At 67.5% G+C, this 11664-nt stretch carries 13 protein-coding genes; 6 read left to right on the top strand and 7 right to left on the bottom strand.

Translation table 11 applies throughout. From position 1 onward, the window contains the following. Positions 1 to 58: 58 nt before the first annotated feature. Positions 59 to 1285 carry an IS256 family transposase gene (locus M9952_16390; protein ID MCO5314503.1) on the top strand — a complete coding sequence of 409 codons (1227 nt, stop codon included), beginning with the start codon at positions 59 to 61 and terminating at the stop codon, positions 1283 to 1285. Between the two features lie 98 nt (positions 1286 to 1383). Here the strand turns inward: M9952_16390 and M9952_16385 are convergent, their stop codons facing one another. Together M9952_16385 and M9952_16380 are read right to left on the bottom strand one after the other, a co-directional pair. Then, entirely contained in the window at positions 1384 to 1857 is a 474-nt protein-coding gene (locus M9952_16385) for a YdeI/OmpD-associated family protein (GenBank protein ID MCO5314502.1), read from the bottom strand. 146 nt (positions 1858 to 2003) lie between these two features. Beyond that, positions 2004 to 2867 carry a heavy metal-responsive transcriptional regulator gene (locus M9952_16380; protein ID MCO5314501.1) on the bottom strand — a complete coding sequence of 288 codons (864 nt, stop codon included), beginning with the start codon at positions 2865 to 2867 and terminating at the stop codon, positions 2004 to 2006. Positions 2868 to 3013: 146 nt separating this feature from the next. Here M9952_16380 and M9952_16375 point away from each other — a divergent pair, with 146 nt between their 5' ends. The 3 genes from M9952_16375 (at position 3014) to M9952_16365 (ending at position 6044) form a co-directional block, all read left to right on the top strand. Beyond that, the gene (locus M9952_16375; protein MCO5314500.1) at positions 3014 to 3319 is read left to right on the top strand and encodes a hypothetical protein; all 306 of its coding nucleotides are present in this window, start codon (positions 3014 to 3016) and stop codon (positions 3317 to 3319) included. Next, a complete protein-coding gene (locus M9952_16370) occupies positions 3316 to 4677 on the top strand; it encodes an NAD(P)/FAD-dependent oxidoreductase (GenBank protein ID MCO5314499.1) in 1362 nt (453 codons plus the stop codon). Before M9952_16375 ends, M9952_16370 begins: the two co-directional genes overlap by 4 nt. A 200-nt stretch (positions 4678 to 4877) precedes the next feature. After that, the gene (locus M9952_16365) at positions 4878 to 6044 is read left to right on the top strand and encodes a site-specific integrase (protein MCO5314498.1); all 1167 of its coding nucleotides are present in this window, start codon (positions 4878 to 4880) and stop codon (positions 6042 to 6044) included. Positions 6045 to 6650: 606 nt separating this feature from the next. Here the strand turns inward: M9952_16365 and M9952_16360 are convergent. From M9952_16360 to M9952_16350, 3 genes are read right to left on the bottom strand one after another with little or no spacing between them, the layout of a single operon-like run. Further along, a complete protein-coding gene (locus M9952_16360) occupies positions 6651 to 7577 on the bottom strand; it encodes an SDR family NAD(P)-dependent oxidoreductase (GenBank protein ID MCO5314497.1) in 927 nt (308 codons plus the stop codon). A gap of 11 nt (positions 7578 to 7588) precedes the next feature. Continuing rightward, the gene (locus M9952_16355) at positions 7589 to 8020 is read right to left on the bottom strand and encodes a CBS domain-containing protein (protein ID MCO5314496.1); all 432 of its coding nucleotides are present in this window, start codon (positions 8018 to 8020) and stop codon (positions 7589 to 7591) included. A gap of 23 nt (positions 8021 to 8043) precedes the next feature. Continuing rightward, positions 8044 to 8271: a hypothetical protein gene (locus M9952_16350; protein MCO5314495.1), complete on the bottom strand. Its 228-nt coding sequence runs from the start codon at positions 8269 to 8271 to the stop codon at positions 8044 to 8046. A gap of 435 nt (positions 8272 to 8706) precedes the next feature. Between M9952_16350 and M9952_16345 the strand changes: the two genes are divergently transcribed. Next, positions 8707 to 8853 (top strand): hypothetical protein, encoded by a 147-nt coding sequence (locus M9952_16345; protein ID MCO5314494.1) that lies wholly within the window; start codon positions 8707 to 8709, stop codon positions 8851 to 8853. Between the two features lie 107 nt (positions 8854 to 8960). Here M9952_16345 and M9952_16340 read toward each other — a convergent pair whose 3' ends face one another. Together M9952_16340 and M9952_16335 are read right to left on the bottom strand one after the other, a co-directional pair. Further along, on the bottom strand, positions 8961 to 9542 hold the full coding sequence (locus M9952_16340) for a superoxide dismutase (protein MCO5314493.1): 582 nt from the start codon (positions 9540 to 9542) through the stop codon (positions 8961 to 8963). Positions 9543 to 9591: 49 nt separating this feature from the next. Next, positions 9592 to 11208, bottom strand: coding sequence for an MFS transporter (locus M9952_16335; protein MCO5314492.1), 1617 nt, complete (start codon positions 11206 to 11208; stop codon positions 9592 to 9594). Positions 11209 to 11313: 105 nt separating this feature from the next. Here M9952_16335 and M9952_16330 point away from each other — a divergent pair. Beyond that, the coding region (locus M9952_16330) for a TetR/AcrR family transcriptional regulator (protein MCO5314491.1) at positions 11314 to 11664 on the top strand (351 nt) is incomplete at its 3' end.

Below are 11664 nucleotides of genomic sequence, written 5' to 3'. Positions count from 1 at the left end.
AGCCATCGGCGTGATGCTCGATGTGTACGACCAAGTGCACACCGAGGAGACCACACCGATGGCCCTGTCCGATTCTGCCCTGTCCGAACTGCTTGACGCGCTCCGCGTCGGGGAGGGCACCGACCTCGTCCGCGAGCTCGCCCAGTGGGCGCTCCAAGCGCTGATCGACGCCGAAGCCACCGAGAAGATCGGCGCCGCCCGCTACGAACGATCCGATGACCGGGTGACGCACCGCAACGGCGTCCGGCCCCGGACGTTGTCGACGAAGGCCGGGGACCTGGCTGTGGGGATCCCGAAGCTGCGCAAGGGCTCGTTCTTCCCCGAGCTGCTCGAGCCCCGCCGCCGCATCGACCAGGCGTTGTACGCGGTGATCATGGAGGCCTACGTCAACGGTGTGTCGACTCGCTCCGTCGATGACCTGGTCGCTGCGATGGGCGTCGATACCGGCATCTCGAAGTCCGAAGTCTCGAGGATCTGCGCGGGTCTGGATGAGCGGGTCGACGCGTTCCGCAACCGGACCCTCGGCCACACCGGCTTCCCCTACGTGTATCTGGACGCGACGTACATCAACGTGCGTGACGACGCGCTCGGCCAGGTCGTCTCACGAGCTGTGGTCGTCGCGACGGGGATCACTGCGGACGGCGGACGCGAGGTGTTGGGCGTCGACATCGGTGACTCGGAGGATGAGACGTTCTGGACCCGGTTCCTGCGGTCGCTGCGTGACCGCGGGCTCGGTGGTGTGCGTCTGGTGATCTCCGACGCGCACGCCGGGCTGAAGGCCTCGATCCGCAAGTGCTTCACCGGAGCGTCGTGGCAACGCTGCCGCGTGCACTACGCCCGCAACCTGTTGGCGTGCGTGCCGAAGTCGCACGGCGAGTTCGTCGCCGCGGCGTTCCGGTCGATCTTCGCGCTCGGCACACCCGCCGAGGTCGAGGCTCGCTGGGACGACGTCACCACCACCCTCGAGGATCGGTTCCCGAAGGCCGCGGAGTCGATGCGAACCGCGCGCACCGACGTTCTCGCGTTCACCGCGTTCCCGTCGGCGCACTGGCGCAAGATCTGGTCGAACAACCCGCTCGAGCGGTTGAACAAGGAGATCAAGCGACGCTCGAACGTCGTCGGGATCTTCCCCAACGACCCCGCCGCGATCCGCCTCATCGGCGCCGTGCTCGCCGACCAACACGACGAATGGGCCATCGCCCGGCGCTACCTCTCGGAGGGCTCGATGGCCGAGCTCAACCAGCCGCGCGACACTGACCCCGATCAGCCAGCACTCGCCGGCTGAACACATCGAGCATCACACTCGATTTCCCACCACGCCGCGGGACTCAGTCACCGCCCCGCACTCCGTGCTCGCCCGGCGGCCTGCACGGGGAACCAATCTCAGCGCGGTCGCTGCTTGATGCCAGCGTGCAGCAGTGCCACGACCTCGTCGATGCGAGCAGCACGTAGGTCCGGTCGACGCGTTGCGCCGTCGATCCAGCGCAGGTAAGCGCGGCGATAGAACTGGGCGAGCCCGTCGAAGAACTCCCCGGCAGCCGGATCCGCGTCGAGCGCTGTGGCCACGTCCCCAGCGAGGTCGTCGCGCTGAGGCCCTTCGGGCTCGAGCACGACGTCGACCTCATCGCCCGGCGCGATGCCGCAGTCCCGCCGCCAGGCCGGCCCGAGCAGGATCGCCGATCGCTCGTCGAGTGTCTCGATGACGGCGCGCACCGCCATGCCGTTGACGGTGCCAGCGACAGGGTGGGCGGGCTTGTGGCCCCATGCGTCGTCGGGATCGAAGGGGAGCGGGACCAGGACCCGACGCCTCGGGTCGCGCACGACGGTTGTGGTGAATCGCTGCGTCCGGTCATCCATCGGTCTGATTCTCGCGCTCGTCGGTCGATCGAACCGCACGGCTTCGGCTGGTCGTCAGGGCGTTCACCGGCCGAGCGACTGACGTTCCCTCCGATGACACTGATCGCAGCGGAGGCGGCTGTTCCGCCCGCGGCGCGGGTGCCTGATCACCTCAGTGGCGGACCCCAATTCGCACTGGCGTCGATCGATCCGTCGCTCGACAGGACGTGGCAGATGTCGTCCGGCCGGCAGTCGGCCGGGTTCAAGGTGGCGCTGCGATCGACGAGGCGGATGAGTTCCTGTTCGAGCGCAGCGAGCTGGACCCGCCGTTCGCGAACTTCGGCGATCTTGTCGGCCAGAAGCGCTGTGACGTGGCCGCACGGCGTGGTGCCATCGTCGCGGAGTTCGATCACACTGCCGATCTCGGCGAGGGTGAGCCCGGCCGCTTGCGCGGTCCGGATGAAGCGCAGTTGGTTGAGAGCAGCATCATCGTAGGTGCGGTAGCCGTTGGCTGAACGCGGCGGGGCGGCCAGCAGACCGCGTTTCTCGTAGTAGCGGACGGTTTCGGTAGGGATCGCCGCAGCTGCCGCCAGATCTCCGATGCGCATACGACGACAGTACTCCTTGACCTTGGAGTACGGATCAGGGTTTATGTTGCCATCAATCGACACGGTCGTCGCGAACATCGAGAGGACCACGTGACCAAGACAGAAGCCCTGCCGACACACCGCGGAGGTACGAGCCGCAGGCACGATCCGCTGTTTCCCGTTGCTGCAGGTGCTGCCGCGTTCGGTGTGTGCTGCGGTCTGCCGCTGCTCGGCTCCTTGGGAGCTGCGGGTGTGATCGCCGGGCTCGAAGTCGGGAGTTGGATCACCGTTGCGCCCGCCTCGTTCATCGCAGTGATCGGGGTGCTTCGGTGGCACCGCCAGCGGGTGTGCCACCCAGGTCCCGGGATAGCGAGCGCAGGTCTGGTATCCACAGTCGCCGTTGGCGCCACAGCGCCCCATCAGCAGGCTGGGCAGTGAGCTCATGCTGCAGCATCCCAACCGGCCCTTCGAGGCCGTGTCCGTCGTGTGGCGAGGTCGGCCCGATCGTCGGCTCGGCACCGGTTCGCCCGCACCATCACGACCCAGCCGATGGCGCCTGGCAACACTGCCCCACAGCGGGGTGTCGGGTCGTGTACCACCTCGACCAGATCACGGTCGACGCCGACGCAGTCATCGCCCAGGTCGCTCACAAAGCGACTGATCGACCGACGCCGGTGTGTTTCTGTTTCGCGCACACCGCCGACGACCTCGTCGCCGACGCCGCCCGGAACGGCGGTGCCAGCACCATCAAGTCGGCGATCAAGCACGCCGTCGCCGACCGGCGCTGCGCCTGCGAGCACCTCAATCCGTCCACCAAGTGCTGCCTGGCCGACATCCACCGCTCGCTCACAGGCACCGGGCCGGCCACGACGACAGATCGAGTGAGCCCGACATGAGCAGGACGTTCGACCTTTACGACCTGATCGTGATCGGCGCCGGCATGGCCGGCAGCGCCGCCGCGGAGAAATGCGCGACCGCCGGGTGGCGCGTCGCGATCGTCGACGACCTCCCCTACGGCGGCACCTGCGCGCTACGGGGATGTGACCCGAAGAAGATCCTGCGCCGAGGCGCCGAGATCATCGACGCCGCACACCTCCTCACCGGCAAAGGCATCGACCCGGCCGGACTGGCCATCGATTGGACGGCGCTCAGCGCCCACATGCACGGCTTCACCGACCCCGTCCCCGCCAACATGGAAACCAGCCTCGGGCGCCACGGCGTCGACACCCTCCACGGCACCGCACGATTCACCGGCCCGGACCGGCTCGACATCGACGGCACCAACCACCAGTTCCGACACGCCCTGATCGCCACCGGCGCCCGACCCCGACCACTCGACTTCCCGGGCGCCGATCACCTCATCGACTCCACCGGCTTCTTGTACCTCGACGCGCTCCCCCCACGGATCCTCTTCGTCGGCGGTGGGTTCATCTCCTTCGAGTTCGCCCACATCGCCGCGCGCACGGGCACCCACACCGTCATCGTCGACCACGGCCCCCGCCCGCTGCGCGGCTTCGACCCCGACCTCGTCGAACTCCTCGTCACCCGCAGCCACACCATCGACATCGACGTGCGCCGCAACACCGAGATCGTCGCCGTGCACCGCAGCGGCGACGGCTACCACGTCACCCTCGACGATCATCGCAGACAGACCACGATCACCACCGATCTCGTCGTGCACGGCGCCGGCCGCCAACCCGAACTCGATCGCCTCGACCTCGACGCCGCCGACATCGCCCACGGCACGCACGGCGTCCACGTCGCCAGCCACCTCCAGAGCACCACCAACCCACGCATCTACGCCGCCGGCGACGCCGCCGACACCCCCGGTGCGCCGCTCACCCCCGTCGCAGTGTTCGAAGGCAGAGTCGCCGCATCCAACATGCTCAAAGCCGCCGCCACCACACCCAACTACAGCGGGATCGCGACCGCCGTGTTCACCATCCCTGAACTCACCCGAGTCGGCCTGCTCGAGACCGAGGCCCGAGACGCCGGCATCGACCTCGACGTCCGCTACACCGACACCAGCGGCTGGTACTCCAACTACCGCATCGGCGAGACCGCCGCCGCCGCCAAGATTCTCATCGACCGCGCCACTGACACGATCGTCGGCGCCCACATGCTCGGACCCGAGTACGGCGAGCTGATCAATATCTGCGCGCTCGCCATCAAGCTCGGCCTCACCACCCGACAGCTCAAGTCCATGAACGCCGCGTACCCCACCGTCGGCAGCGACCTCGGCTCCATGCTCTGACCTAATCCCTGCACCGCACCACCCCGCACTTCCCCGGAGAGACCCCGGTCGCCACGACGGCACCCGGCCATCGGACCCGATGGTCACTGCCCAACGTCGGGGCACCCACCCGATCACAGAACGACATGGCCTGCGCATCCCGTCGCCTGCTACCGACTCCGCTACCGAACCCCGATGATGAGGAGCGACAGGTGGCGTACGTGACCGAGAAGCGAGGCGTGTTCTACGCGGTGATCTACCAAGGCCGGAACCCGGTATCGGGCAGGGACCGCCGACGCTGGCACCGCTGCGACGACCGCGCTGGCGCCGAGCAACTCGCGAACGACCTCACTGAGCAACGCGCCCGACAACGCCACACCGGCTCGTCACTGACCGTCGCCGAGTACATCCTCGGCCAATGGCTCCCTGCCAAGGAGGCGACACTCGCACCCACGACACATGCCCGCTACGTCACCTCGGTCGAGCACTACCTGCTCCCACACCTCGGCGACACACCGCTTCGTCGGCTCCGGACCGAGCACCTCGAGGCGCTCTACCGACGCCTCCTCATCACCGGCAGCAGGCGAGGTGGGCCACTCGCAGCGAAGACCGTTACGAACCTCCACCAGATCATCAGATCCTCACTCAACGACGCAGTCGGACGGGGCCTCCTGGCGTCGAACCCGGCGCAGGGTTCACACGTCCCGGACCCCCGCAAGCGACCATCGACTCGACGCCGCGCCCGCTCGTGGACCGCCGCCGAACTGAGCGACTTCCTGACCGAGACCGCCGCCAACCGCTACTCGATGTTGTTCCGACTGGCCGCCGCGACCGGGATGCGGCGCGGCGAGGTCCTCGGCCTGCGCTGGGACGACGTCCACTTCGACACCCGACGCATCGAAGTGACCCAGGCCCTCACCTCGATCGGGTACCGCCTCGAGTTTTCACGACTCAAGACCCGCACCAGCCGGCGCAACATCACCATCGACGCCGACACGATGGACCTGCTCGCCCGATGGCGACAGGAGCAGACAACGGGGCTCGCAGAGGCTGGCGCCGCCAACGCTCACGGGCTCGTGTTCGTCCGCCCCGACGGCCAGCCCCTCCACCCACACAGCGTCTCGCAGGCGTTCGACCGTGCACAGCGCCCCCTCGACGTGTCACCGATCCGGTTCCACGATCTGCGCCACACCCACGCCAGCCTTCTGTTGCGTGACCGGGTCCCGATAAAGGTCGTCTCCGAACGCCTCGGCCATTCCAACCCCGCGTTCACGATGACGACCTACCAGCACGTGCTTCCCGGAATGCAGGACGACGCCGCCGCCACATTTGGACAACTCCTCTCCAACCATTCACGAGAAGTCGGCGAGGTCGCGGCCGCCGCATAGCCGGTAGGCGTCGGTAGACACCCGGTAGCGGGGCCCTGACGCGACAGGGCCCCCGATCACTCGGAGGCCTTGCCATCACTGCCATGTCGTTGGTGGCGGGGGTGGGATTTGAACCCACGACCTTCGGGTTATGAGTACCGGATCGTGCCCTCTTGCAGGGGTTTCGCCCCTCACTCTACTGCCGTCGTGCCAGCGGGTACAGCCCCGTCACGCGCCGCACAGTAGAAGGAACAGTAGAAACGAAGCCGTCGCGCTCGCCGCCTCGAGATTCATCATTCGAGTCGCACGATCTCAAGGCCGCCGGGTGGCGAAGTCGACGCGACGTGAGCTTGATCACACCGGTGGCGTCGATCTTCGGGTTCGGCAGGCGGAGCCGTGACGTCGGGGCTTCCGATCACGTTCGTGGCGACGTGAAGCCGGTCGAGCACCCCGGTCGAAAACGCACGACAGGGTAGAGTTGAGTGCAGCTCGATCTCCGACGCGAGCGTGCTCGGCGTCCTGCCCCGTTTCGCCAGCGAGTCGCTCGATGTCGTCGGTCGACAGGTCGGAGCCATCCTGGTTGGTTGTGGGTTCAGCGACTGCGCCCCATTTGCGCAACCGCTTGGGTCACGTGTTCGCGTCTTCGCGAGCCATCCGCTCGCGGACCCCGCCCTCGACCGTGCGGCCTTTCTCCATCGGTTCGAACAGGGTTCCCGTCGAGTCCGGCACCTCGTCTCCTCTGCGGCGCTCGCGGTCCGCGATGGTCGCCGATAGGCGTTCGGTCAGGTCGGGGAACAGGTGGTGCGTGAAGTCCGAGGCGCGGGCCTTCGCACCTACCGGCGTTTCCTCGCCGGGGTCGAGGCAGGCCTCGACGATGGCGTCGACGACGATCTGAGGATCGTCCATCGCCGCCATGCGAGGCGTATGTCCGCTGAAGTTCGCGGCATGCTCCCACCACGGCGTGTCGACCGCCCACGGCATGATCGTCGCCACCTTGATCTTGTCGTCGAGTCCAACGAGTCGGAGTTCCTCGCTGAGCGAACGGCTCAGGCTCAACACGCCCGCCTTGGTTGCTGCGTAGGTGTTCTGCAGGGCGAGGGGGACCTCGCTGTCGATCGAGCCCACGTTGACGAGCGTTCCTGCGCCTTGGCGCACGAACTGACCCAGTGCGGCATGGGCTCCGTAGATGAGGCCTTTGAGGTTGACGTCGACGACACGGGCGTGGACGTCGGTCGGGATCTCCCAGAAGAACCCCAAGGCGCCGACGCCAACGTTGTTGACCCACACATCGACGCGTCCGTACCGATCGAGCGAGGCGCGAAGGATCCCGTCGATGTCGGTTGGCTCGCTCACATCCGCGGTGACCGCGATCGCGCTGCCGCCGGCGTCGCCGATCTGTTGCGCCACCTCGTCGAGCAGCTCACCACGACGCGCTGCGACGACGACGTTGGCTCCACGCCGGCCAAGCTCGAGCGCAGCTCCGCGACCGAACCCGCTTGAAGCTCCCACGACCACTACCGTTGCGCCGTCGAGTCGTTCGAGCACCTTCGTCATGGGATCGATCCTCAGCCGTTCGAGGGTGCGCTGGAGATGGCGTCGACGAGGTCCCCGATCTTGGCGTCGGGCATCGCTCGGGCGATGTCAGCTTGGCTGACCATGCCGACGAGGTCGGTGCCATCGATGACGGGCAGGCGTCGCACTGCGTGGTCCTTCATGGTGCGGATCGCCTCCTCGGCGGTGTCATCTGCGCCGATGGTGACGGCCTCGGACTCGTCGATGAGTTCCCCAAGGCGAACCGACGCCGGGTCGCGGCCTTCGGCCACGATCTTGACGGCGAGGTCACGGTCCGTCACCACCCCGCTGAGGTGTCCGTCGGCGTCGCACACGGGCACGGCGCCGATGTCCTCGCTCGCCATGCGCCGTGCGGCGACGGCAGCGGTGGTGTCGGTGGAGCAATAGGTCGTGTCCTCGGACATGATCTCACGAGCGGTGGTCATGGCAGCCTCCTCAGGCTGGGTGTTCAGGACTTCTTCGCGGTGGCCTTGCCGCCCTTTCGTCCGGCCGCCTTGTGCTGAGCGGTGGTGCCGCCCTGGTTGGCCTTGCCCGATCCGGAGTGCGACTTCTCGCCCCCGTGCTTCGATGCCTTCGGTGAGTTGGCGATCTTGGCAGCCCGCTCCTTGGACATCCCCTTGTCCTTGAGGGCTTCGTACTGGTCCTTGTTCTTGACGTTCGCGGACTTCGATGGCATCGCTTCGCCTCCTCGGTGATCGGCGCCACGCGCCTCCTTCGCATCTGGACGGCGGCGAGCAACGCGTCAGGTCCCTACCCGCCACGCCCCGGATAGAACCAAGCAGGTGTCAGCAGGCGACGTCGCACTACCGAGTTGGTCAACGGTGGAAGCGCAGGTTGGATGCTTTCTGTTGGGTGGAGCCGCCGCTGCGGCGAGAACTGCGCTTTCCCCCTTCGAGCGGCAGGTTCCCGTGCTTCCGCAGCGGCGGCTCCACGAACTCCGACGACGGGCTCCGTCAAGCGCACACGAGCCGAGTGGTTCGTCGGCCGTTCGCGGCGGCGACTCGCGCTTCGACGACCGAGAGGCCGTAGCGCGCCGCCTCGTTACGGGTGCGAGGCGGCGCAGCTCAGCCTCGAGCTGTTCCATGTCGTGCGCATCGCCGAGGAACGGGAGATGGCCGCCCATCGCAGGCGACGGCACGGCAACCGCACTACCGCGGACTCCGCCCACTACAGCGCGGACCCGTGCGCGCCCGATCTCGCCGAGGACCACCAGGCAGAGGTCGTCGATGTCGACGAAGTGCCCGTCGAAGCTGTCTGACGGAAGTCCGGCGGACTCGACGATCGCGGACTCGGACAGTGCGTCGTAGCCGCGACTGGCGAGGAGCTCCGCCGCGGCGGTGAGTAGCCGGCTCCGGGCGTGGCTGGTCACTGGAGGTTCTGGTTGACGAAGTCCCAGTTGACGAGGTGGGTGAGGAAGGTGTCGATGTAGTCGGGACGGCGGTTGCGGAAGTCGATGTAGTAGGCGTGCTCCCACACGTCGATGGTGAGCAACGCCTTCGCGTCGTGGGCCAGGGGCAGGTCGGCGTTCGGGGTCTTCTGGATCGCCAGGGAGCCGTCGCCCGGGTCGACCAGCCACGCCCAGCCGGAGCCGAACTGGCCCATCGCGGCCTCGGTGAACTGCTTGGCGAACTCGTCGTAGGAACCGAACGACGAACCAATGCGCTCGGCGACCTCGCCGGTGGGTTCGCCACCGCCGCCGGGAGTCATGCAGTTCCAGTAGAAGCTGTGGTTCCAGTGCTGACCGGCCTGGTTGAACAGCACACCGTCGCTGTCGCGGATGATCTCCTCCAGCGACTTGTCGGCATCCGCGGTGCCGTCGATGAGCTCGTTGAGCTTGGTGACGTAGGCCTGGTGGTGCTTGCCGTGGTGGAACTCGAGTGTCTCGGCAGAGATGTGAGGTGCAAGGTCGTCGAGGCCGTAGGGAAGGGCGGGAAGCTCGAAAGCCATGGAGATGCTCCTTTGTTACTCGAACGGAATGTCCGGTGAGTCGTACCCGCTACTCGGTGGCGCTGACCGTGAGATCGTCGCCGGGATCGCGGTCGGCCAGGCCGGTGACGGCGTCGGGTTCGATGGCCGGGTCGATGACGCGAGGGCCGCGCAGCAACACGTAGACGAACACGACGGCGGTGATCGCCACGCCGATCCACATGGTGTGGGTCCACGCGTCGACGAAGGCCTGCTGGGCGGTCTCGATGAGCGTCGGGGCCTGGTCGCCGGCCTGGGGTGCGATGGCGAACGCGGCGCCGATGCCTTCACGGGCGACGTCGCTGACCTGGTCGGGGAACTGGTCGAGGTTCGGGGTGATCGAGGACTTGTAGCTGGCGGCGAGGATGGTGCCGAGCAGCGCGACGCCGACGGCGCCGCCGACCTCGCGGGTCGTGTCGTTCATGGCCGAGGCGACACCTTGCTTGTCGGCGGGGAGCGCGGCGGTGATCGCTTCGGTGGCAGGCGTCATGCAGAACCCACCCCCGAGACCGATGATGAGCAGACCCGGGAGCACCGCGAGGTAGCCACCGTCGACCGACGCCATGGTCGCCAACGTCGCGAGGCCAACGCCGGCGAGCGCCACGCCGGTGAGCAGCGTCAGGCGCGACCCGATCTTCATGATCACCTTCGGGACCAGCGCGGCGGCGGGCATCATCACGAACGACATGGGCAGCATCGCCGCCGCCGACCGCAACGCAGACCATCCCAACACGGCCTGGAAGAAGGGAAACAGCACCAAGAAGATCGCGGAGAACACCGCGAAGATCGAGAACAGGGTGACGGACCCCGCAGCGAGGCGACGGTCCGCGAAGTAGCGGATGTCGAGCAGCGGCGCCGGGCGGCGCAGCTCGACGACGATGAACCCGATGATGCACACCACCGCCACCACGAGCCCGACCACGGTGATCGGGTCGCCCCAGCCACGCTCAGGGCCTTCGTGGATGCCGAGCACGAGGCCGCCGATACCGAGGAACGACAGGACCGATCCCGCGATGTCGAACGGGTGCTCGCTGTCCTCCCTCGACTCGGGGACGTAGCGCAGCGACAGCACCAGGCTCGCGGCGATGAGCACGATCGGGAACGCGAACAGCCAGCGCCAGGTCACGACGTCGACCATGAACGCGGACACGAACATTCCGATCATGCCGCCACCGCCGGCGACACCGGTCCAGATGCCGATGGCCTTGGCCTTCTCCTCGGGCGGGAACGTCGAGGTGATCACCGACAGCGTGACCGGCATGATCATCGCGGCGCCGACGCCCGCGAGCGCGCGTGCGGCGATCATCATCGCCGTCGACCCCGCCAGCGCGCCGCCGAGGCTCGCCGCGATGAACACGCCGAGGCCGATCACCAGCACGCGCTTTCGGCCCCACCGGTCACCGATCGCGCCGATCGGCATCAACAGCGCGGCCAGGGCGAGCGTGTAGGCGTTGATGATCCACAAGATGTCGTTCTGTGACGCACCGAAGTCGATCGCCAGCTCCTGCTGGGCGACGTTGAGGCCCGCCACCGACGCGATGACGGCCATGAGCGCCAAGCACATGGCGATCAGGATCCGCTGTCGCTGCACCGGGTCGGCCACGACCTGTCCGGCCTCGAGTGTTTCGAGATGGCTGTGTTCGTCCACCCGTGTCCCTCTCACGTCGACCCGAGCGTTGCCGGGTGTGCTTGTACGGTTGGGTTCGCGGGCACGCCGCCCGCTAACGCAACGAAACTGTATCGTAGCATTCCAGTGCCTGCCCGAACTCCCGTGACAACCGCCGACGAGACCCTCGAGGTCGCTTCCTCGGAGAACGCGCGCGTGCAGCGCAGTCGTGCTCGGATCATCGAGGCGTCGATCGACCTGATCGTCGAGGAGGGCGCACAGGCGCTCACGGTGGATGCGATCGCCGAGCGCTCCGGTGTGGCCAAGTCGACCCTGTACCGCCACTGGCGATCGATCGACGCCCTCGTGCTCGACGTCTTCCGCGCCGCCGTCCCCCCCACGGTCACGCCCGATCCGTCGGCGACGTTCGAGGCGGCCCTGCGCGACCAGGTCGCCGCCGCCGCCCGCTCGCTCGCCGACCCGCGCTACGTGCAGCTG

It is taken from the genome of Microthrixaceae bacterium (assembly GCA_023957975.1).
Classification (GTDB): Bacteria; Actinomycetota; Acidimicrobiia; order Acidimicrobiales; family Microtrichaceae; genus JAMLGM01.
This window is presented reverse-complemented; position numbering and strand designations above follow the sequence as displayed.